Origin of the sequence: Lentzea guizhouensis, assembly GCF_001701025.1 — a bacterium.
Classification (GTDB): Bacteria; Actinomycetota; Actinomycetes; order Mycobacteriales; family Pseudonocardiaceae; genus Lentzea; species Lentzea guizhouensis.
Genome location: NZ_CP016793.1, coordinates 3,719,824 through 3,740,610, shown reverse-complemented (window position 1 = coordinate 3,740,610; position 20,787 = coordinate 3,719,824). Strand labels below are relative to the sequence as shown.

The 20,787-nt window shown below is 70.2% G+C and carries 24 protein-coding genes; 11 read left to right on the top strand and 13 right to left on the bottom strand.

Annotated features, from left to right (window positions below):
* Nucleotides 1–27: 27 nt before the first annotated feature.
* Genes meaB through BBK82_RS18780 form a run of 3 tightly spaced genes read right to left on the bottom strand, consistent with a single transcriptional unit; the run spans nt 28 to nt 4,977 of the window.
* Entirely contained in the window at nt 28–1,020 is a 993-nt protein-coding gene (meaB, locus tag BBK82_RS18790) for a methylmalonyl Co-A mutase-associated GTPase MeaB (RefSeq protein WP_065916166.1), read from the bottom strand.
* Entirely contained in the window at nt 1,013–3,148 is a 2,136-nt protein-coding gene (scpA, locus tag BBK82_RS18785) for a methylmalonyl-CoA mutase (protein WP_065916165.1), read from the bottom strand. Before scpA ends, meaB begins: the two co-directional genes overlap by 8 nt.
* Nucleotides 3,145–4,977, bottom strand: a complete 1,833-nt coding sequence (locus tag BBK82_RS18780) for a methylmalonyl-CoA mutase family protein (RefSeq protein WP_065916164.1) — start codon at nt 4,975–4,977, stop codon at nt 3,145–3,147. Before BBK82_RS18780 ends, scpA begins: the two co-directional genes overlap by 4 nt.
* A gap of 90 nt (nt 4,978–5,067) precedes the next feature.
* Here BBK82_RS18780 and BBK82_RS18775 point away from each other — a divergent pair, with 90 nt between their 5' ends.
* The 3 genes from BBK82_RS18775 to BBK82_RS18765 are packed head-to-tail and all read left to right on the top strand — an operon-like array spanning nt 5,068 to nt 9,125.
* A complete protein-coding gene (locus tag BBK82_RS18775) occupies nt 5,068–6,702 on the top strand; it encodes a serine/threonine-protein kinase (RefSeq protein ID WP_154697381.1) in 1,635 nt (544 codons plus the stop codon).
* A gap of 9 nt (nt 6,703–6,711) precedes the next feature.
* A complete protein-coding gene (locus BBK82_RS18770; RefSeq protein WP_065916163.1) occupies nt 6,712–7,503 on the top strand; it encodes a purine-nucleoside phosphorylase in 792 nt (263 codons plus the stop codon).
* Nucleotides 7,500–9,125: a phospho-sugar mutase gene (locus BBK82_RS18765; protein WP_065916162.1), complete on the top strand. Its 1,626-nt coding sequence runs from the start codon at nt 7,500–7,502 to the stop codon at nt 9,123–9,125. The genes BBK82_RS18770 and BBK82_RS18765 overlap by 4 nt, the downstream gene beginning before the upstream one ends.
* Here the strand turns inward: BBK82_RS18765 and BBK82_RS18760 are convergent.
* Nucleotides 9,118–9,453: a hypothetical protein gene (locus BBK82_RS18760; RefSeq protein ID WP_237048257.1), complete on the bottom strand. Its 336-nt coding sequence runs from the start codon at nt 9,451–9,453 to the stop codon at nt 9,118–9,120. The genes BBK82_RS18765 and BBK82_RS18760 overlap by 8 nt on opposite strands.
* A gap of 21 nt (nt 9,454–9,474) precedes the next feature.
* A complete protein-coding gene (locus tag BBK82_RS18755; RefSeq protein WP_237048256.1) occupies nt 9,475–10,098 on the bottom strand; it encodes a class I SAM-dependent methyltransferase in 624 nt (207 codons plus the stop codon).
* Between the two features lie 20 nt (nt 10,099–10,118).
* Between BBK82_RS18755 and BBK82_RS18750 the strand changes: the two genes are divergently transcribed.
* On the top strand, nt 10,119–10,583 hold the full coding sequence (locus BBK82_RS18750) for a hypothetical protein (protein WP_154697380.1): 465 nt from the start codon (nt 10,119–10,121) through the stop codon (nt 10,581–10,583).
* 10 nt (nt 10,584–10,593) lie between these two features.
* Nucleotides 10,594–11,043: a flavodoxin family protein gene (locus BBK82_RS18745; protein ID WP_065916159.1), complete on the top strand. Its 450-nt coding sequence runs from the start codon at nt 10,594–10,596 to the stop codon at nt 11,041–11,043.
* Nucleotides 11,044–11,114: 71 nt separating this feature from the next.
* On the opposite strand, the gene BBK82_RS18740 is transcribed toward BBK82_RS18745, so the two are convergent.
* Genes BBK82_RS18740 through BBK82_RS18725 form a run of 4 tightly spaced genes read right to left on the bottom strand, consistent with a single transcriptional unit; the run spans nt 11,115 to nt 13,117 of the window.
* Nucleotides 11,115–12,032 carry an aldo/keto reductase gene (locus tag BBK82_RS18740; protein WP_065916158.1) on the bottom strand — a complete coding sequence of 306 codons (918 nt, stop codon included), beginning with the start codon at nt 12,030–12,032 and terminating at the stop codon, nt 11,115–11,117.
* 47 nt (nt 12,033–12,079) lie between these two features.
* On the bottom strand, nt 12,080–12,457 hold the full coding sequence (locus tag BBK82_RS18735) for a MerR family transcriptional regulator (RefSeq protein ID WP_065916157.1): 378 nt from the start codon (nt 12,455–12,457) through the stop codon (nt 12,080–12,082).
* 34 nt (nt 12,458–12,491) lie between these two features.
* Nucleotides 12,492–12,878 (bottom strand): type II toxin-antitoxin system death-on-curing family toxin, encoded by a 387-nt coding sequence (locus BBK82_RS18730; RefSeq protein WP_065916156.1) that lies wholly within the window; start codon nt 12,876–12,878, stop codon nt 12,492–12,494.
* Nucleotides 12,879–12,910: 32 nt separating this feature from the next.
* The gene (locus BBK82_RS18725; RefSeq protein WP_053737502.1) at nt 12,911–13,117 is read right to left on the bottom strand and encodes a ribbon-helix-helix protein, CopG family; all 207 of its coding nucleotides are present in this window, start codon (nt 13,115–13,117) and stop codon (nt 12,911–12,913) included.
* A 56-nt stretch (nt 13,118–13,173) separates the two neighbouring features.
* On the opposite strand from BBK82_RS18725, the gene BBK82_RS18720 reads away from it, so the two are divergent.
* The gene (locus BBK82_RS18720; RefSeq protein ID WP_065921172.1) at nt 13,174–13,761 is read left to right on the top strand and encodes a TetR/AcrR family transcriptional regulator; all 588 of its coding nucleotides are present in this window, start codon (nt 13,174–13,176) and stop codon (nt 13,759–13,761) included.
* Nucleotides 13,762–13,882: 121 nt separating this feature from the next.
* Here BBK82_RS18720 and BBK82_RS18715 read toward each other — a convergent pair whose 3' ends face one another.
* On the bottom strand, nt 13,883–15,175 hold the full coding sequence (locus tag BBK82_RS18715) for a glycoside hydrolase family 18 protein (protein ID WP_065916155.1): 1,293 nt from the start codon (nt 15,173–15,175) through the stop codon (nt 13,883–13,885).
* 94 nt (nt 15,176–15,269) lie between these two features.
* Nucleotides 15,270–15,893, bottom strand: a complete 624-nt coding sequence (gene upp, locus BBK82_RS18710; RefSeq protein WP_065916154.1) for a uracil phosphoribosyltransferase — start codon at nt 15,891–15,893, stop codon at nt 15,270–15,272.
* A gap of 140 nt (nt 15,894–16,033) precedes the next feature.
* On the opposite strand from upp, the gene BBK82_RS18705 reads away from it, so the two are divergent.
* Nucleotides 16,034–17,026, top strand: coding sequence for a Gfo/Idh/MocA family protein (locus BBK82_RS18705; protein WP_071812630.1), 993 nt, complete (start codon nt 16,034–16,036; stop codon nt 17,024–17,026).
* Here the strand turns inward: BBK82_RS18705 and BBK82_RS18700 are convergent.
* Entirely contained in the window at nt 16,984–17,238 is a 255-nt protein-coding gene (locus BBK82_RS18700) for a hypothetical protein (RefSeq protein ID WP_065916153.1), read from the bottom strand. The two genes, BBK82_RS18705 and BBK82_RS18700, sit on opposite strands and share 43 nt — an antisense overlap.
* Before the next feature lie 312 nt (nt 17,239–17,550).
* Here BBK82_RS18700 and BBK82_RS18695 point away from each other — a divergent pair, with 312 nt between their 5' ends.
* Genes BBK82_RS18695 through BBK82_RS18685 form a run of 3 tightly spaced genes read left to right on the top strand, consistent with a single transcriptional unit; the run spans nt 17,551 to nt 18,896 of the window.
* Complete coding sequence (locus tag BBK82_RS18695; protein ID WP_065916152.1) at nt 17,551–17,748, top strand: hypothetical protein; 198 nt, start codon at nt 17,551–17,553, stop codon at nt 17,746–17,748.
* Between the two features lie 19 nt (nt 17,749–17,767).
* Entirely contained in the window at nt 17,768–18,412 is a 645-nt protein-coding gene (locus BBK82_RS18690) for a DUF1707 SHOCT-like domain-containing protein (RefSeq protein ID WP_071812629.1), read from the top strand.
* A gap of 49 nt (nt 18,413–18,461) precedes the next feature.
* Nucleotides 18,462–18,896 (top strand): hypothetical protein, encoded by a 435-nt coding sequence (locus tag BBK82_RS18685; protein ID WP_065916150.1) that lies wholly within the window; start codon nt 18,462–18,464, stop codon nt 18,894–18,896.
* Here the strand turns inward: BBK82_RS18685 and BBK82_RS18680 are convergent.
* On the bottom strand, nt 18,865–19,743 hold the full coding sequence (locus BBK82_RS18680; RefSeq protein WP_154697379.1) for a hypothetical protein: 879 nt from the start codon (nt 19,741–19,743) through the stop codon (nt 18,865–18,867). The genes BBK82_RS18685 and BBK82_RS18680 overlap by 32 nt on opposite strands.
* Nucleotides 19,744–19,828: 85 nt before the next feature.
* Between BBK82_RS18680 and deoC the strand changes: the two genes are divergently transcribed.
* Nucleotides 19,829–20,785: a deoxyribose-phosphate aldolase gene (gene deoC, locus BBK82_RS18675; protein WP_065916148.1), complete on the top strand. Its 957-nt coding sequence runs from the start codon at nt 19,829–19,831 to the stop codon at nt 20,783–20,785.
* Nucleotides 20,786–20,787: the final 2 nt, after the last annotated feature.

Below are 20,787 nucleotides of genomic sequence, written 5' to 3'. Positions count from 1 at the left end.
CGAAGGTCACCCAAACTAGCTACACGCTCACCCAGCGTCCGTTTGAAACGCCTTCAGGATCTGCTCCGCCGCCAGCGTCGCGGTCAGCTCGCCAGTGCGGACCTTCTCCTCCAATGAGGGCGCCAACGCGCGCACGGCGGTGCTCTCGCGCGCCTGCCGCCACAGCTCGTCGTGGACCATCATCCAGGTCCACTCGACCTGCTGACGCCGCCGCCGTTCCTCCAGCTCGCCCGCGTCGCTCAGGGTGGCCCGGTGTTCCAGCACGCGGGACCACAGCTCTTCGAGACCGGCTCCGGTGAGACCCGAGCAGGTGAGCACCGGCGGGTGCCACAACGCTTCGGGAGACCGCAGCAGCTTCATCGCGCCGGCCAGCTCGCGGGCGGCCTTGCGGGCGTCCATCTCGTGCTCGCCGTCGGCCTTGTTGACCGCGACCACGTCCGCGAGCTCCAGGATGCCCTTCTTGATGCCCTGCAGCTGGTCACCGGTGCGCGCGAGGGTGAGGAACAGCGAGCAGTCCGTCATGTTCGCGACGGCCACCTCGGACTGCCCGACGCCGACCGTCTCGACCAGCACCACGTCGAACCCCGCGGCCTCGACCAGCACGATCGTCTCGCGGGTGGCCTGGGCGACGCCGCCGAGCGTGCCGGAGGTGGGCGACGGCCGGATGAACGCGTCCGGGCTGACCGAGAGGCGCGCCATCCGTGTCTTGTCGCCCAGAATGCTGCCACCGGTGCGGGTGGACGACGGGTCGACCGCGAGCACCGCGACCCGGTGGCCCTTCTCGACCAGCATGGTGCCGAGCGCGTCGATGAACGTCGACTTGCCGACGCCGGGCACGCCCGTGATGCCGACCCTGACCGCGCCGCCGGACTTCGGCAGCAGCTCGACCAGCAGCTCCTGCGCCTTGGCGCGGTGCTCGGCACGCGTCGACTCGACCAGCGTGATGGCCTTGGCCAGCACGCCACGACTGCCGTCGAGGACGCCCTTGGTGTACTCGGCGACGTCGATCACCCTAGCCATGGTGCCCGAGCTGGTCCGCGAGTTTCACCAGGAGGTCCTTGGCCGCGTCCGCGATGACCGTGCCCGGCGGGAAGATCGCCGACGCGCCCGCCGCGTACAGCTCGTCGAAGTCCTGCGGCGGGATGACGCCACCGACGACGATCATGATGTCCGCGCGGTCGAGCTTGGCCAGCTCCTCCTTGAGCGCCGGCACCAGCGTGAGGTGCCCCGCGGCCAGTGAGGACACGCCGACGATGTGCACGTCGGCCTCCACGGCCTGGCGCGCGACCTCGTCCGGCGTCTGGAACAGCGGACCGACGTCGACGTCGAAGCCGAGGTCCGCGAACGCCGTCGCGATCACCTTCTGGCCGCGGTCGTGCCCGTCCTGCCCCATCTTGGCGACCAGGATGCGCGGCCGGCGTCCCTCCTCGACCGCGAACGACTCGACGACCGCGCGGCAGGCGTCCACGTTGGACACTTGGCCGACCTCCTGCCGGTAGACCCCGGAAATGGTGCGGATCTGCGCGCTGTGCCGCCCCCACACCCCGCCCAGCGCCTCGGAGATCTCCCCGACGGTGGCCTTGGCGCGGGCGGCGTCGATGGCCAGCTCCAGCAGGTTCCCGCCGCCACCCGCCGCGTTCGTCAGCGCCGCGAGTGCACCGTCCACAACGGACTGGTCGCGTTCTTCCCTGAGCCTGCGCAGCTTTTCGAGCTGCTGCGTCCGCACGCCGGCGTTGTCGACCTTGAGCACCTCGATCTGCTCGTCGGTGCCCACCAGGTACTTGTTGACGCCGATCACCGGCTGCCGCCCGGAGTCGATGCGCGCCTGCGTGCGCGCCGCCGCCTCCTCGATGCGCAGCTTGGGGATGCCCTCGTCGATCGCGCGCGCCATCCCGCCGGCCTTCTCGACCTCGGTGATGTGCTCCCACGCCTTCTTCGCGAGCTCGTGCGTGAGGCGTTCGACGTACGCGCTGCCACCCCACGGGTCGATCACCCGCGTGGTGCCCGACTCCTGCTGGAGCAGCAGCTGGGTGTTGCGGGCGATGCGGGCGGAGAAGTCGGTGGGCAGGGCGAGCGCCTCGTCGAGTGCGTTGGTGTGCAACGACTGCGTGTGCCCCTGCGTGGCCGCCATCGCCTCGACGCACGTGCGCGCGACGTTGTTGAACACGTCCTGCGCGGTGAGGCTCCACCCGCTCGTCTGGCAGTGCGTGCGCAGGCTGAGCGACTTCTGGCTCTTGGGCTTGAAGTCGTTGACCAGCTTGGCCCACAGCAGCCGCGCGGCCCGCATCTTGGCGATCTCCATGAAGAAGTTCATGCCGATCGCCCAGAAGAAGCTGAGCCGCGGCGCGAACCTGTCCACATCCAGCCCGGCTGCCTGACCGGCCCGGATGTACTCGACGCCGTCCGCCAGCGTGTACGCGAGCTCCAGGTCGGCGGTCGCCCCCGCCTCCTGCATGTGGTAGCCGGAGATCGAGATGGAGTTGAACTTCGGCATGTGCTCGGACGTGTAGCTGAAGATGTCCGAGATGATCCGCATCGACGGCTGCGGCGGGTAGATGTAGGTGTTGCGGACCATGAACTCCTTGAGGATGTCGTTCTGGATCGTCCCCATGAGCTGCTCCGGTTTCACCCCCTGCTCCTCCGCCGCCACCACGAACAGGGCCAGGATCGGCAGCACCGCCCCGTTCATCGTCATCGACACGGACATCTTGTCCAGCGGGATGCCGTCGAACAGCGTCCGCATGTCGTAGATCGAGTCGATCGCGACACCCGCCATGCCGACGTCACCGGCCACGCGCGGGTGGTCGGAGTCGTAACCGCGGTGGGTGGCGAGGTCGAACGCGACACTCAGCCCCTTCTGCCCGGCCGCGAGGTTGCGGCGGTAGAAGGCGTTCGACTCCTCGGCGGTGGAGAAGCCCGCGTACTGCCGGACGGTCCACGGCTGGTTGACGTACATCGTCGGGTACGGGCCGCGCAGGAACGGCGCGATGCCGGGGTAGGTCCGCAGGAAGTCCAGACCGTCCACATCGGACTGGCCGTAGACGGGCTTGACCGCGATGCCCTCCGGCGTCTCCCACGGGGGCAGGTCGGTCTCGTACTTGGCCGACGGGAGCTGGCCGAGGTCGATGTCCGCGAAGTTGGGGATCATCGCTCCGCTCCCTTGTCGATGGCGAGGTGGCTGAAGGTGTCGTTGAGGATTTCCAGCGCCGGACAGCCCGCGTAGACGCGGCCGTCGACGTCCGCATCGGTCTTCTTGCCCGCCAGGAGCACCCGTGTCGCTCCGGCTTCGCGCAGGGCGTCGACGGTGGGAACGGCGAGGTCGGCGTAGCTGGAGTCGCTGCCGCAGATCACGGCGATCTTCGCGCCCGAGGCCTTGAACTGGGTCGCGACCTCGTCGGCGGTCTTCGTCGGGCCCGCGGTGGGGGTGGCGAAGCCGCCGGCGTTGAACAGGTTGGCGGCGAAGGTGGCGCGCGCGGTGTGGGCGGCGACCGGGCCGAGGGTGGCGAGGAAGACCTGGGGGCGTTCGGGCTGGGCGTCGGCGAGGTCGCGCAGCTCTTCGAAGGCCTGGGCGTAGCGCACCCGCGGCAGCCCGAAACTGTCAGACCCGCTTGAGATGATTGGAGTGGGGGGCGAATCCCCCCAGGGGGCCTGCGAATCCGTATCGATTCCGTGCGGCCGGGCGGCGTAAGGCTGGGCGGCGTAAGGCTCGGCGGCGTGCGGCGCGGTCGGGTGCGGTTCGCGGACCACCGGCTTCTCGGTCAGGTTCGGGAACTCGCTCACCCCCGTGATCGGGTCGCTCCGATCCGCCAGCCGCGCCGACCGCCGCGCCCACGTGTCCGCGATCCGCGAGGCGACCAGCGCGGAAGCGCCCGGCAGGCCACCCGCCCGTTCGATCTCCTGGAACCACGCCCAGGCCGCCACCGCGAGCTCGTCGGTCAGCTTCTCCACGTACCAGGACCCCGCCGCCGGGTCGATCACCTCGCCGAGGTGCGACTCCTCCAGCAGCAGGTTCTGCGTGTTGCGCGCGATCCGCCTGGCGAACTCGTCCGGCACGCCGATCGCCGCGTCGAACGGCTGCACGGTCACCGAGTCCGCGCCGCCCAGGCCCGCGGCCAGGGTCGCGATGGTGGTGCGCAGCATGTTCACCCACGGGTCGCGGCGGGTCATCATCGCCGACGACGTCACCGCGTGCTGCGCCTGCGGCACGTCGACGCCGGACACCTCGCACACCCGCGCCCACAGCCGGCGGGCGGCGCGCAGCTTCGCGATCGTCATGAACTGGTCGGCGGTGGCGGCGTAGCGGAACTCCAGCTGCGCGAACGCCTGCTCAGCCGGAAGCCCCGCGTCGACCAGAGCACGCAGGTAGGAGACGGCCAGGGCGAGCGAAGCCCCGAGCTCCTCCGAGTCCGAGCCGCCCGCGTCGTGGAACGGCAGCGCGTCCACCACGACCGTGCGCAGACCGGGGAACTGCGAGACCGCGTCCCGGATCACCGGAAGAGTCTCGGCAGAAGGCACCAGAGCCAGGTTGCCGCGCACGTCGGCGGCCAGCACCGGCGCCTGGTCGTAGATCCGCAGCATCGTCCGCGCCGCCTCGGCGTCCCCGTCCAGCACGATCGGCGCGAGGTCGAGGTAGACGCCGTCCAGCAGGCGTTCCAGCGAGGACGCCGGCACCGCGAGCCACAGCGACGTGACGCCGCCCTCCAGGTCGTTCATCAGGGCGACCGGGTCGGGAACGGCGTGGCGCTGGCGGACGTCCCAGCCCTGCTTCACCGGCGCCAGGGCGTAGGAGGAGCCGAGGGCGTCGTCAGCGGTGTAGAGCGGCTGGAGTGCGAAGCCGTCGTAGGTCTGGGTGACCAGGGAGCCGAAGTCGGCGCCGGTCTTGCTCAGGACGGCGTCGACCAGCTCACGCCACTGCTCCCGCGACGCCGCGGGGAACTCGTTCGGGCGGAATTCGGCGGGCAAGGCCAACTCCATCATGCGTTGCAGTGTTACCGACCGGTACGCGCTCGGCTATGTGAGGTTCACCGCCGTTAACGATGCAGCAAGTCTCTCAGGAAGAATGAACACGTGGGAAACGGTGACCAGGAGCGCTTGATCGCGGCTAGGTACCGGCTGCTGCACCTGCTGGGTCAGGGGTCCATGGGCACGGTGTGGGCGGCCCACGACGCGGTGCTCGGGCGGCAGGTGGCCGTGAAGGGCATCCTGCACACACCCGGCATGCCCGATGTCGAGGCCGCTCAGCTGCGGGAACGCACGATGCGGGAGGCGCGCGCGGTCGCCGCGCTGTCGCACCCGAACCTGGTCACGCTCTACGACGTGGTCCAGCACGACGGCGACCCGTACGTGGTGATGGAGCTGGTGCCCTCGCGCAGTCTCGGCGAGGTGCTGAAGGAGCAGGGCTGCCTCACCGAGAAGCAGGGCGCGGCGGTGCTGGACGCGGTGGCGGCGGCACTGGAGTCGGCGCACCGGGTCGGCATCACGCACCGCGACGTCAAACCCGGCAACGTCCTGATCGCCGACGACGGGCGGGTGAAGCTCACCGACTTCGGCATCGCGCGCAACGTCGCCGAGGCCACCATGACCGCCCGCGGCATCACGCTCGGCACACCCGCCTACATCGCACCCGAGGTCGCGCAGGGCGGTGACGTCTCGGCGGCGGCCGACCGGTGGTCGCTGGGGGCCACGGTGTGGGCCGCGATGGCCGGTGAGCCGCCGTACGTCGGGCGCAACGTCATGCAGACGATCAACGCGGTGATCAACGGCGACGTGCCGGTGCCCGCGGGTGCCGGGCGGCTGGCGCCGGTGATCAGCGGCTTGATGCAGAAGGACCCCGACCGGCGGATGTCGCTGGTGGACGTGCGGCGCCAGGTCTACCCGCTGCTGCCGGAGCCGGGCACGGACGCGTTCGAGGCGCGTGAGCCGCGGACCACGCCGGTGATCGTCCGCCCGAAACCGAAGATCGAGCCGGACGCGCCCCTGGCCGCCGATCCCGGGCCGTTGCCGTTCATGGTCACGAAGCCGATGAGCCAGCCGGAACGCACGCCGCTCACCAGGACGCTGGTGCTGGTCGCGGCCGTGGTGCTGTTCCTGGTGGGCTCGGGTGGCGGGTTCGCGCTGACCAGGCTCGTGGCGGGGGCGCCGCTGCTGCCGCCGGCCGAGCAGGGCGCGCCGACGTTGCCGACGCTGCCGAACTCGCCGACGTTCGAGCAGCGCACCGAGGACGCGGTCACGGCGATCGGCGACCAGGGCGGGAAGTTCACCCTGAAGGTGGACCAGAGCTGGACGAAGTACGCCGAGCAGCGCGCGGCCGACCAGCGCGTACCGGCGTCGGCGGTGGTGCACTTCGTGTCGCCGTCCGGTGCGTACGAGGTGGCCGTGCGGCGGTTCCCCGACTTCTACCCGAAGCGCAAGATCGCCGAGTACGTGGCGTCCGTGCAGGCGCGCTGGTCGTCGCGGTTCTACGGCGGCGAGAAGGTGCCGACGCCGAACCTCGCGGGGCCGCGCGCCGAGGACGGCATCCAGTTCGTCTACAAGACCGTCGAGGGTGACGAGGCGACGGCGCTGCGCCGCTCGCATTTCTCCCGCGTGCTGCCGCACGGCACCGACCTGTGGGTGGTCGAGGTCACCGTCCCGACCGAACAGGAGGACGCGGCGCGCGAACGCCTCTTCGACGCGATCGCCTCCACGTTCGCCCCGGTTTAAGCTCTCGCGGTGACTCCAGAAGAGCTGGCCGGCAAGGCCGCGGAAGAGATCCAGAGCCGCACCGGCAACGACGAGCACGACATCGCCATCGTGCTCGGCTCCGGCTGGCGACCCGCCGCCGACGTGATCGGCGAGCCGGTCACCGAGATTCCGGTGGGCGAGCTGACGGGCTTCGAGGCGCCGACCGCGCTCGGCCACGGCGGCACCATCCGTTCCGTCGAGGTGGGCGGCAAGAAGGTCCTCGTCGTCCTCGGCCGCACCCACGGCTACGAGGGCAAGGGCGTGCAGAAGGTCGTGCACGGCGTGCGCACCGTCGCCGCGGCGGGCGTGAAGACGGTCGTGCTGACCAACGCCGCCGGTGGCCTGCGCCAGGGCATGTCCGTCGGTCAGCCGGTGCTGATCTCCGACCACCTCAACCTGACCTCGCTGTCGCCGCTGGTCGGCGCGCGGTTCGTGGACCTCACGGACCTGTACTCGCCGCGGCTGCGCAAGGTCGCGCAGGAGATCGACCCGTCGCTGGAGGAGGGTGTGTACGCGGGTCTGCCCGGTCCGCACTTCGAGACGCCGGCCGAGATCCGCATGCTGCGCACGCTGGGTGCCGACCTGGTCGGCATGTCGACCGTGCACGAGGCGATCGCCGCGCGGGCCGAGGGCGTCGAGGTGTTCGGGCTGTCGCTGGTCACGAACCTCGCGGCGGGCATCACCGGTGAGCCGTTGAACCACCAGGAGGTGCTCGACGCCGGTGCCGCCGCCGCCCAGCGCATGGGCACGCTGCTGCGCGAGCTGGTGGACCGCGCATGAGCCTCACGCCGGTGCTTCGTGACGCGACGTTCCGGTGGATCGCTGACGACCCGTCCGCGGCGACCCGTGAGGAGCTGCAAGGGGTGCTGGCGCGGGCGATGGGCGGTGACCCGGCGGCGCTGGAGGACCTGCGGGACCGGATGGCCGGGCCGTTGACGTTCGGCACGGCCGGGCTGCGCGGTCCGGTGCGGGCGGGCACGAACGGCATGAACGTCGCCACGGTGGTCCGCACGACCGCCGGTGTCGCCGCGTGGCTGGGTGCGTCCGGGTTGGGTGCGTCCGGTGCGTCCGGGGTCGTGTTCGTCGGCCGCGACGCGCGGCACGGGTCGGAGGAGTTCGCCACCGCGGCGGCCGAGGTCATGGCCGCGGCCGGCTTCGACGTGCGGGTGCTGCCGGGGCCGTTGCCGACGCCGCTGCTGGCTTTCCTGGTGCGGCGGCACAACGCGGTCGCCGGAATCCAGATCACCGCGTCGCACAACCCGCCCGCGGACAACGGGTACAAGCTCTACCTGACCGGCGGCTCGCAGATCGTGCCGCCGTCGGACGGGGAGATCGAGAAGGCGATCGAGGCCGTGCCCGCCGCGGTGTCGGTGCCGCGCGCCTCCACGTACTCGGTGGTGCCCGACGCCGACGTCGACGCGTACCTGGACCGGGTCGCGTCACTGCCGCGCGGCACCGCGCGGACGTTGAAGATCGCGTTGACGCCGATGCACGGCGTCGGTGGCCAGTTCGCCGTGGAAGCGTTGCGGCGCGCGGGTTTCACCGACGTGCACGTGGTGCGCTCGCAGGCCGTGCCGGACCCGGACTTCCCGACGGTCGTGTTCCCGAACCCCGAGGAGCCGGGCGCCTCCGACGAGCTGCTGGCGCTGGCCGCCTCGGTCGACGCGGACCTCGCCATCGCGCTCGACCCGGACGCCGACCGGTGCGCGCTGGGCGTGCGGGACGGTTCGGCGTGGCGGATGCTGCGCGGCGACGAGACGGGCGTGCTGCTGGGCTCGCTGGTGCTGTCCACTGTGGAGAACCCGGACCCGTTGGTGGCAACGACGATCGTGTCGTCGTCGCTGCTGAAGTCGATCGCGGCGGCACACGGCGCCCGGTACGCGGAGACGCTGACGGGCTTCAAGTGGCTGGCGCGCGCCGGGGAGGGCCTGGTGTTCGCCTACGAGGAGGCGCTGGGCAACTGCGTCGACCCGGAGTTCGTGGCGGACAAGGACGGCATCTCGGCGGCCGTCGTCGCGGCCGACCTGGCGGCGGGCCTGAAGGCGTCCGGGCGGACGTTGCCGGACGCCCTGGACCAGCTCGCGCTGGACCACGGCCTGCACCTGACCGACCAGGTGTCGTTGCGCTACACCGACCTGTCGCTGATCGGCGCGACGATGGCCCGCCTGCGCGCCGAGCCGCCCGCCGAGTTCGCGTCCGAGGACCTGCTGCCCGGCGCGGACGTGCTGCGGTGGACGGCTCCCGGCGTGCGGGTGATCGTGCGGCCGTCCGGTACCGAGCCGAAGCTCAAGGCGTACCTGGAGGTCGTCGAGCCGGTCACGGACGGACTCCCGTCCGCCCGTGAGGCAGCGAAGGCTCGACTGGCCGAGTTGCGTGAACGCGTGACCGCGCTCGTCAGCTAGAAACAGCGATCAACAGGCACAGCAGGGCAAGCGCGAATCCCCCGCCGGCCACCCAGTAGGCCCTCGTGGTCGGCGGGGCGATCGCGTTGCGCCGTCCCTCGGTCACGGCCGCGACCGCGACCCTGCCGAAGATGTACGCGACCGAGCAGAGCCCCACGCCGAGTCCGAGCAACATCGTGTTGACGTCCCACGGGCTGTGGTCGAACCCAGGCCACAGCGACGCGAAGAGGGGCCCGATCCCGATCATCCCGATGCTGATCGCAAGGCCGAAACCCCAGGTGATGCGGCGCTCCCGGGGACTGGTGGTCATAAGGGCGGTGGTCTTCATGGTCCCTCCTGTGTACACCTACTAGGACGTCTTTCCGGCCTTGGGGTTCCGCTGCAGCAACAGGAACGCCTGCGGGCCGCCTTCGTCCACACCCTTCTGACGCACGAGCCTGGCCACTTCGTTGAACCCGGCCGCGGTGGCGTTGCCCACGGTCTCGTCGACGTCGTGCCAGTAGACGTCCAGGTCCACGTCGTGGCCGTACGCGTGGCCGAGGTGCCGCTTCTGGTTACCCGCTTTGAACGCGTGCAACAGGAACCCACCCGGCTGGAGGACCCGGTGGAACTCCCGCCAGGGCACGTCCTGCGCCGGCATGTGGACCGTGGAGTACCAGACGACGGCGCCGCCGAGGCTCTCGTCTTCCAGGTCGAGCTCGGTGATGTCACCCTGGCGGAAGTCGAGGTGCGGGTGGTGCTGCCTCGCCTGGTCGAGCATGCCGTCGGACAGGTCGACGCCGAACGCGTCGAGGCCGAGCTCGTGCAGGTGCCGGGTGATGCGGCCGGTGCCGCAGCCGAGGTCACCGATCCTGCCGCTCGCGAGCTCCGCGAACGCGCGCGTGATCGCGGCGTCGAGCGGGCGGCCGTCGTGGGCGTCGGGCAGCAGGCGGGCGTAGCTGGCGGCAACAATGTCGTAGCTGGCGCGGGTCATGGTCATCTATGTTGCCGCGCGTGGAGTACACCCGACGTGACCTGGCACTGGCCTACCTCGAGGCATACCCGATGCCGGAACACCACCAGGTCGACCCGGAGTCGCTGTACGCCCGGTTGAAGGTCTTCCACACGCAACTGCTGGCCGGCCTGGAACAGCTCTTCGCCGTCGACCTGAAGTCCGATCGCTTCGCGCACTTCTTCTTCGGCCAGGTCGCGCGCTCGTACCGCGACAACCGGCACCCGACCTCCGGGATGCTGGAGTCGGGGCCGCTGTTCACCCGGCCCGGCGGTACCGAGCTCCTGAAGCTGTGCAACGAGCTGGCCACCCTGCACGAGTGGTCCCAGAAGCGGCTGGTCGACCTCACCGTGGAACTGCTGGCCATGGTCAAGCCCGACCACGGCGAGGTGGTCACCACCGAGCAGCTGCGGGCGATCGGCGTGGACACCGTGAAGCCGACCGACCCCGACGGTGAGTGGCGATAGCTTGAGCGCCATGAGGCTGTTGCTCGTCCACCACACCCCGTCGCCCGCCCTGCAGGCGATGTTCGAGGCGGTCGTCTCCGGCGCCACCACGCCTGAGATCGAGGGCGTCGAGGTGGTGCGCAGAGCCGCGTTGTCCACAACCGCTGTGGATGTTCTGGAGGCCGACGGCTACCTGCTGGGGACGCCCGCGAACCTCGGTTACATGAGCGGCGCGCTCAAGCACTTCTTCGACACCGTTTACTACCCGTGTCTGGATTCGACTCGCGGTAGGCCGTTCGGGTTGTACGTGCACGGCAACAACGACACGACGGGTGCGGTGCGCAGCGTCGAGACCGCCACGACCGGGCTCAGGTGGGAGAAGGCCGCCGAGCACGTCGTGGTGACGGGTGAGCCGACGAAGGCCGACCTGCAGGCGTGCTGGGAGCTCGGAGCGACCGTCGCAGCTCAGTTGTCCACATGACCTCCAGAGTTGTCCACAGGAAATTGTCCCCACCCTGTGGACAACTCTGGGGATAGATTCGAACAGGTGTTCTAACGCCCGATCGAGCTCATGTCCGGGTACCGGTCTCCGGCCACCGCCGAGGCGGGCACCGCCGCCTCGATCGCCGCCAGGTCCGCGTCCGACAGCTCCAGCGCGGCCGCCGCCACGTTCTCCTCCAGGTACTTCAGCCGCTTGGTGCCCGGGATCGGTACGACGTCGGCCCCGCGGTGCTGCACCCAGGCCAGCGCCAGCTGACCGGCGGTCACCCCGCGCTCCTCGGCCAGCGCCCGCAGGTCGGCGACCATCTTCAGGTTCGCGTCGAGGTTGGCGCCGGAGAACCGCGGGTTCGCGGCGCGGAAGTCGCCGTCGGAGAAGTCGGCGGAGGACGCGAACCGGCCGGTCAGCACGCCGCGGCCGAGTGGCGAGTAGGGCACCAGGCCGATGCCGAGCTCGCGGGCGGTCGGCACGATCTCGGCCTCGATGTCGCGCGACCACAGCGACCACTCGCTCTGCAGCGCCGTGATCGGGTGGACGGCGTGGGCGCGGCGCAACGTCTCGGCGCCCGCCTCGGACAGGCCCAGGTGGCGGACCTTGCCCTCGGTGACCAGCTCGGCCATCGCGCCCACGGTCTCCTCGATGGGCGTGTCCGCGGGCACCCGGTGCAGGTAGTACAGGTCGATCACGTCGGTGCCGAGGCGCTTCAGCGACCCCTCGACAGATGAGCGGACGTAGTCGCGATCGCCGCGGACCGAGCGGCCACCGCCCTCCTCGCGCACGATGCCGAACTTCGTCGCCAGCACCACCGAGTCCCGGCGACCGGACAGAGCGCGGCCGACCAGTTCCTCGTTGGTGTGCGGGCCGTACATGTCGGCCGTGTCGATCAGCGTCACGCCGAGCTCCAGGGCCCGGTGGATCACCGCGATCGACTTGGTGTCGTCGCCGGCACCGTAGAACTCCGACATCCCCATGCAGCCGAGCCCCTGCGGCCCGACCTCCAAAGAACCGAGCTGACGCCTCACGCCGTCGCCTCCAAATCGCGTTCGACCACGGCGTAGTGGTCGATCTTGTAGTCCAGGACCTCGAGGCACGACTGCAGCTCCGCGATGCGGGCACGGACGTCGTTGCGGTGCTCCACGAGGATCTGCTTGCGGCGGCCCGCCGTGTGCTCGCCGCGGTGCCTGAGCTGCGCGAACTCGCGCATCATGCGGATCGGCATGCCGGTGGTGCGCAGGCGCGTCACGAACGCCAGCCAGCCGAGGTCGTCGTCGGAGTAGGCGCGGCGGCCACCCGAGTCGCGGGCGGGCGGGTCGACGAGCCCGATTCGTTCGTAGTAGCGCAGGGTGTCGATGGACAACCCACTGCGCTGCGCGGCTTGGGCTATCGAGTAACTCACGAAATCGACGCTAAGACCTGGAGTGCACTCTAGGTCAAGCGGAATCCTTGGGCAGGCCCCACGCCTCCAGGTGGCCGGCCATCTCCGCGACGTCGATCTTGTCGCGGCCCAGCGCGCGGACGAGATCGAGCGCGTCGTCCTCGTCGGCGTCGATCCAGTAGCCGTTGATGTCACACATCGTGACGGCGGCGACCCAGCCGAGCCGCCAGTTGCCTTCGGCCAGGGGCCGGGTTCGCACGATCGAGTCGAGCAGAGCGGACGACTTCAACCACAGCGTGTCGTACGCCTCCACGCCGAGCACGGTGGCCCGCGGGCGGTACGCCGCCGTGTCCAGCAGACCGATGTCCCTCACGACGAGGTCGCCACCGGTCACAGCCGTGGCCAGCACTAAGAGGTCCCCGGCGTCGAGGTAGGAGATCACAGCACCCAGTTGATCACAGAGGTCTGACAGTTTCAGGAAGATCCGAGCCTATCCAAAAGACCTCGGTACTTGGGCAGCACCCGCCCGAGCACCTCGCCGAGCTTCTCCTCCTGCTGCATGCGCTGGTAGCGGTCCGCTATCGCCAGCCGCACGACCTCCTGCTTGGACCGCCCCTCGGCCGCCGCGAGCTCAGCGAGCCGAAGGTTCTCCTCCTCGGTCAACCTCAGCGTCATCGCCATTCCGGGGACGGTACCAATGTGATACCACTCAGGCCAGCGGCCGTTAGGATTGCGTGATGCCCAGGCCCAAGACCCACGACGAGGCGCTGCGCCGGCGTCTGCTGCAGCGGGCGGGCGAGCTGCTCAGCACTCGGGGACCCGACGCGGTGAGCTTGCGCAGGATCGCCACCGACGTCAACACCTCGACCACCGCGGTCTATTCCCTCTTCGGCGGGAAACCGGCGTTGCTCGAGGCGCTCTACGACGAGGCGTTCAGCCGGTTCGGCGCGCACCTGCAGGCCGTGCCGACCACCGACGACCCGGCGGAGGACCTGCTGCAGATCGGGCTGGCGTACCGGCGCAGCGCGCTGGAGGACCCGCAGTTCTACTCGGTGCTCTACTCGAAGGTCGTCGAGCCGACGAAGGAGATGAGCCGCGCGGCCGGCCGGACGTTCGCGCCGGTGCGCAACGCGGTGCGGCGGGCGATCGAGACGGGCGTCTACCGGGACGAGGACCCGCAGCAGATCGCGATGTCGATGTGGGGCATCGCGCACGGCCTGGTGAGCCTGGAGCTCAACGGGAACCTGCCGCCCGGCGTCGACGCCGCCGCCACCTACGAGCTGGCGCTGCGGGCGCACGGCCGCGGGTGGCGGGCCGAGCACTGAGAAGCGGAACCGGGCGGAGCCGGGTGGTGCGAAGATGACGGAATCCGGGGAGGCGGCCGCCGCGAAACCTCCCCGGACCCGCTGAACTGTCCGATGCGGACAGTTCGTCTTTGGTGCGGCCCTACTTCAGTGCGCCGTCGAGAGCCTTGATCAGCTCACCGTCGGCGGTGTCACCGTCGAGCGACCAGATCATCGCGCCGCCGAGACGGCGGTCGTTGATGTAGCGCGCCTTGCGCTTCATCTCGGTCGCGTCGTCGTAGGTCCACCACGTCGTGCCGTCGTAGATCCACGCGAAGCCGGCGCGCTCATCGCGGTAGATCTTGTACTTCGGGTCGGCGAGCTTCGGCTTGATGACCTTGAAGTCCTCGTAGCCGTTCTCGTAGGTCGCCGGCACCGGCGTGCCCGTGCCGAACAGGCCGTTGCGGGTGCCCGGCGCGACACCGGTCCAGCCGCGGCCGTAGAACGGCACGCCGAGCACGGCCTTCGAGCGCGGGGCACCGCGCGAGAGCCACGCGTTGACCGTCACCTCGGTGCTGAACTCGTTGGCGGACGGGTCACCCTTGGGCACGCGCAGCGCGGACTGCTGGTTCGCCTGCGCGTCCCACGCACCGTGGTAGTCGTAGCCCTGCAGCGTGCCGAAGGTGAGGTAGCAGAACACCTTCGCGACCTCGAAGCCCGCGTCCACCTGCTTCGGGTCGGCCGGCAGGAACGCGGTCAGGTCGCGGTTCCAGCCCATCTGCTTGCGGTACTCGGCGAGCAGCTTGGTGAAGTTCTGCTTGTCCTCGGGGCGGACGACGTTCGGCGGCTGCATGTTGCCGTTGCTGCCGGGCCATTCCCAGTCGAGGTCGATGCCGTCGAAGACGCCCTTCGCGGCACCCTCCGGCAGGCCGGGCAGGTTGCCCTTGATCCACATGTCGGTGCACGACTTGACGTGCGCCGCGCGCGACTCGGGCGTGAGCGCCGCGTTGGAGAAGTACCGCGAGCCCGTCCAGCCGCCCAGCGAGATGTTCACCTTGAGCTTGGGGTACTTGGCCTTGAGCTGCTTGAGCTGGTTGAGGTTGCCCAGCAGCACCTGACCGGCCTCGTCGGCCTTGCCGCTCACCGACTGCTCCGCGGTGAAGGGCATCTGCCAGTCGGCCCACGGGTCGGAGCTGATGCACTTGCCCGACTCGTCCAGGAACCCGAACGCGTAGTTCAGGTGCGTGAGCCGCGCCGCGGCCCCGCTGTCGACGAGGTTCTTCACCCGGAAGTTCCGGCCGTACACGCCCCACTGGATGAAGTACCCGACGGTGCGGGTCTTCGAGTATCCGTGGTGCCCACTGGTCTCGACGTCGGCGTTCGCGGGCGCAACGGCCAGCGACGCGGACAGGGCGCCGACCGCGAGCGCGGCGACACCCCATCTCCGTCCGGACATGAGTCTCCTAAATCGGTGGCGGCAGCGGCGATGTGGTCTCCAGCACGATAGGCCTGAGGTCTAGACCACTGCTACGTCCGATCGGAGGTATGTCCTAAACCGCCCCGTACAGACGGTCACCGGCGTCACCGAGACCGGGCACGATGAAACCGGAGTCGTTCAACCGCTCGTCCACCGACGCGGTGATCAGCCGCACCGGCAGCCGCGAGTCCTCGAGGTGGTTGATGCCCTCGGGAGCCGCGAGCACGCACACCGCCGTCACGTCGGTCGCGCCGCGCTGGGTCAGCAGCCGGATCGTGTAGGCCATCGAGCCACCGGTCGCGAGCATCGGGTCGAGCACGAACACGGGCCGCCCGGCGAGGTCCTCCGGCAGCGACTCCATGTACGGCGTCGGCTGCAGCGTCTCCTCGTCGCGCGCGAGCCCCACGAAGCCCATCTGCGCGTCCGGGATCAGCTTGTGCGCCTGGTCGGCCATGCCCAGCCCGGCCCGCAGCACCGGCACGAGCAGCGGCGGGTTCGCGAGCTTGTACCCCGTGGTGCGTGCGACGGGGGTGTGCGTGCGCTCCTCCTTGACCGGGGCCTCGCGCATGGCCTCGTAGACCAGCATGACCGTGAGCTCCTGCAACGCCGCGCGGAACGCCGCGTTGTCCGTGCGCGCATCGCGCATGGTGGTGAGTCGCGCCTTGGCGAGTGGGTGATCGACGACGAGGACGTCCATGCCCGACACCGTAACCGCTGCGACGGCGTTCGAAGGGGTCGAACGCGGCCCGTCCGGCGCCACCTGTCCGGAGTGGACTGTGGTGCGCACAACCGGTTCGGCGGAGTGAACGCCGTTAACTGGCGAGGTAGGGTCGGCGCGTGACAGACCACGTGCGCATCGGAGTGCTCGGCGCGGCCATGATCGCGCCGGCCGCCGTCATCCGCCCCGCCCGTTCCTCCACGGTCGCCGAGGTCGTCGCGGTGGCGGCACGTTCGGCAGAACGCGCACGGACGTTCGCGGACAAGCACGGCATCCCGCGGGTGCACGGCTCGTACGAGGACCTGCTCGCCGACCCGGCCGTGGACGCCGTCTACAACCCGCTGCCGAACGGCCTGCACGGCAAGTGGACGCTCGCCGCCCTGAAAGCCGGCAAGCACGTGTTGTGCGAGAAGCCCTTCACCGCCAACGCAGCGGAAGCCTCGTCCGTCGCCGCCGCAGCCGCCGCCTCCGGTCTCGTGGTGATGGAGGCGTTCCACTACCGCTACCACCCGCTGGCCGTGCGGGTCGACGAGATCATCCGCTCCGGCGTCCTCGGCCCGCTGCGCCACGTGGAAGCCTCCGTCTGCTTCCCGCTCCCGGCCTTCGCCAACATCCGCTACGACTACTCCCTCGCGGGCGGCGCGATGATGGACGCCGGCTGCTACGCCGTCCACATGGCCCGCCTGCTCGGCGGCGAGGAACCCTCCGTGCGCTCGGCCCGCGCCCTGCTCCGCACCCCGTCGATCGACCGCGCCATGCGCGCCACGCTCCGCTTCCCCTCCGGCCACACGGGTTCCGTCCACGCCTCGCTGTGGTCGGCCACGGCGCTGAAGCTGTCGATGAAGGCCATCGGCGAGAACGGTGTGCTGAGCGTCCTCAACCCTTTGGGACCGCACGTGTTCCACCGGTTGTCGTTGCGGCTCAAGGACAGGCACTCGTCGGAGACGTTCGGGCGGCGCGCGACCTACGCGTACCAGCTGGACGCGTTCACCGACGCGGTGCTGCACGGCAAGGCGTTCCCGACGACGGCGGAGGACGCGGTGCGGAACATGACGGTGATCGACGCGATCTACCGGGCGGCGGGGTTGCCGCTGCGCCGGCCCACGGTCTGAAGGAGCTCGCCGGCGAGGCCGAGGGCTTCGGCGCGCAGCTCGTCGGCGCAGAAGACCACCCTGACGTCCCGCATGAGGTGCAGCTCCACGGGCCGGTCGTGGAACCGCCAGGGCAGCGCCCCCTCGTACGGCCTGATCCGCAGCTCGCGCCGGATGCCACCGTGTCTGACCGGGATTCGCGCGTGAGCGGCGTTGGCGAGCAGGTGGGCCAACGGTCCGCCCTTGCCACGCTGGCACGCAACGCTGTCATCCGGACGAAGGCGGTTTCGTGCCACGGTGGCAAGAAGGCCACCTTCGGCCATGGCGCAACGGGGTGGTTCGTTCCGACATCGCCGGGTGTCGACGGAGCTGCGCGAGCTCCGTCTGAAACGCGGGCTCAGCGGCGACCCCGGCATGTTGCGCGACCAGCTCAGCCCCCCGCGCACCACCTGATCAGGGCCCAGGGCAACCCGATCCGGCAGTCAAGATCCACCGGCCCGGCTCCGAAGAGTCTCGTATCCAGTTGAGACGCGGAGGTGCGAACGGTGACGCTCGAACAGAAGCACGTGCGGCAACGGTGTGAGTCCCCGCTGGTCATCCTGGGTGTGTCCGCCGCGGTCGCGGTCGTCATCGGCGTGCTGCCGAAGCTGTGGGGGCACAGCCCGGCCCTCGCCACGAGCCTCGCGCTGGTGCTGGTGGCCGCCTTCGCGATCACTGTCAAGTACGCCCCGAACCGGAAGTGAGGGTTCTAGACTCGATCGGGTGAGCGACGAGCTGGTACCGGCTGACCAGAGTCACATGCGCGCCTCGGACGCGGACCGGGAACGGATCGCGCAGGTGCTGCACAAGGCGACCGCTGAGGGGCGCCTCGACATCCACGAGCTGGACGAGCGGCTTGCGGCCGTCTACGCCGCCAAGACCTACGGTGAGCTCGTTCCCATCACCGCCGACCTGGTGCTGAGCGGCATGCCGCAGCCGGCCGTCGGGCCGCAGTACCAGCCCGCCACGGACAACCGGGTGGGTGGTGAGCCCGGCAGTGCGGTGTCCGTCGCGTTCTGGTCCGGGGTCAACCGCAAGGGCGACTGGGTGGTGCCGCGGCTGCACAACGCGGTGGCCGTCATGGGTGGCATCGAGATCGACCTGACCCACGCCCGGTTCGCCGAGCAGGAGGTCACCATCAGCGCGTTCGCCTTCTGGGGCGGGGTCGAGGTGCGGGTGCCCGACGACATCAACGTCAAGGTCGACGGGTTCGGGTTCATGGGCGCGTTCGAGGACAAGGTGCCCAGCCGCCGGTACATCCCCGGTGCGCCGACCGTGCGCATCACCGGGCTCGCGATCATGGGCGGGGTCGAGGTGAAGGGGCCCAAGCGGAAGAAGTCGAACATCCTGCGCGAGCTGCTCGACTGAGCGCGGCCATGATCACGGAACCGCTGCGCCTGGCCGAATCGGTGCGCTGATGAGGATCGCGGAGCTGGCGGAACGGGCGGGGCACGCCGGCGTGCACGTCACGTTCAAGATCGACGGGTTGCGCGAGCGCAACCGGTGGACGGTGATCCTCGGCAAGCCGCCGTTCGCCGGCGAGTTCTGGGTGACCAGGTCCGACCTCGACCGCATCGACCAGGTGCTGGACTTCCTGCGCCGCCAACTGATCACGCAGCTGGGCGAGCACGAGTGGCTGGACGAGCCCGTCGAGGACGCCGACGGGTTCGCGGACGTCATGGAGGAGATCGGAGCGACGGGCGCGGTGCTGCTCGTCGACCACCGCCCCGAGACCCGGTGGAGGTTGACCGCCACCGGGGTGCAGCGCGACGACTACCCGACCCTCGACGCGTGCCTGCTCGACGGCTACGACCGGGTGCTCAACGCTCCTCCGGCAACCACAAAGCCGTAGGCCCGACGGCGTTCACCGCGCCGTTGACGCACCGCAGCCACTTCGGCTCGACCAGCTCGGTCACCTCCGCGCGGATCGTGCCCGGCCGCCAGCGCACCAGCGTTCCCAGACCGGTCCCGCTGAGCCAGTACACGTCCTCGCCGCACTCCCGGACGTCGGCGGCGGAGTGGTCGAGGAGGATCTCGCGGCCGTCCTTGCGCGCCACCAACGACCCCGGATGCGCCGCACCCGTCTGGTACGGCGGGAAGTCCGCGGTCAGCTCCCAGCCGTCCGCGCGCACCAGCACCGCCGAGCGGCACGCCGACTCGCTGACCGGGAGTCGTTGCGGTACAACGCCTTCGCTGAGCCGGAACCACACCGCGCACTTCTCCCCCGGCACGGTCTCCCGCCACTGCACGCCGTCGTCCTCCGCGCTCAGCAACGAGATCTCGGCGTTCTCACCCGCGCAGTGCCGGCCCCGTTCGGTGAGCTCGTCCGGGTCCACGACCTCCAGGCAGCGCGTTCCGTCCTGCAGCACGAAGACCGCCGGGGTCACCGCGATGGGTCCGGAGGCCACGTGCCCGGACGCGGACAGCTCGACGTCACGCTCCACAGTGGACAGCGTGGTCTGGTTGCGTTCGACCCGGCGAGACCCCAGCAGGCCGTCCCCCACGAACACGAGGTCGCCGTCGACGAACGTCCGCCGCGCGTCGCCGCCGGACACGGTGACCTGCCGCCAGCCGGACGAGCTCCCGGTGACCCGCTCCACCCGTTCCGGTTCAGGCTCCGGCGCAGGGCTCCTCAGCACCAGCACCGCCGCCGTGAGCGCGACCACCACCACTGCGACCCCAACGAGCTTCCTCCCCATGTCACCCGAGCTTGCCGCAACCGCGCTGACCAGGGAGAACCCGCTCACTTAGGACGGGCGTCCCATTCCGCTTAGACTCCGAACCATGGCTGCTCCTACGACACTGCCGTCGGCCCTGGCGGACGCCGTGCGCGACGAATCGTCGCTGCGGCGTTTCCTGCACGGGCTCCCCGGCGTCGACCAGGTCGGCGTCGAGCAACGAGCCGCGGGCCTCGGCACGCGCAGCATCAAGAAGGCCAGCAAGCTGCACGCCATCGACCTGGCGATCAGCATGGTCGACCTCACCACGCTCGAAGGCGCCGACACCCCCGGCAAGGTCCGCTCGCTCGCCGCGAAGGCGCGCAGGCCCGACCCCGACCGGCCGGACGTGCCCAGGGTCGCCGCGGTCTGCGTCTACCCGGACATGGTGAAGACGGCCGCCGACGAGCTGCAGGGCACCGGGATCGGCGTCGCCAGCGTCGCGACGGCGTTCCCCAGCGGCCGCAGCACGCTCGACATCAAGCTGGCCGACACCCGGTTCGCCGTCGAGCAGGGCGCCTCCGAGGTCGACATGGTGATCGACCGCGGCGCGTTCCTCTCCGGCCGCTACGGGCAGGTGTTCGAGGAGATCGTCCAGGTCAAACAAGCCTGTGGAGACGCGCACCTCAAGGTCATCCTGGAGACCGGTGAGCTGGTGACCTACGACAACGTCCGCCGCGCCTCGTGGCTCGCGTTGCTCGCCGGTGGCGACTTCATCAAGACCTCGACCGGCAAGGTGCAGCCGGCGGCGACGCTGCCGGTCACGCACGTGATGCTGCAGGCCGTGCGGGACTGGCAGACCCAGACCGGCGAGCTGCGCGGGGTCAAGCCCGCCGGCGGCATCCGCACGACCAAGGACGCGATCAAGTACCTGGTGGCCGTGCACGAGGTGGCGGGCCCGGAGTGGCTCGACCCGAGCCTCTTCCGGTTCGGCGCGTCGACGTTGCTGAACGACCTGCTCATGCAGCGGCGGACCCAGTTGGACGGCCACTACAGCGGCCCGGACTACGTGACGGTGGACTGACA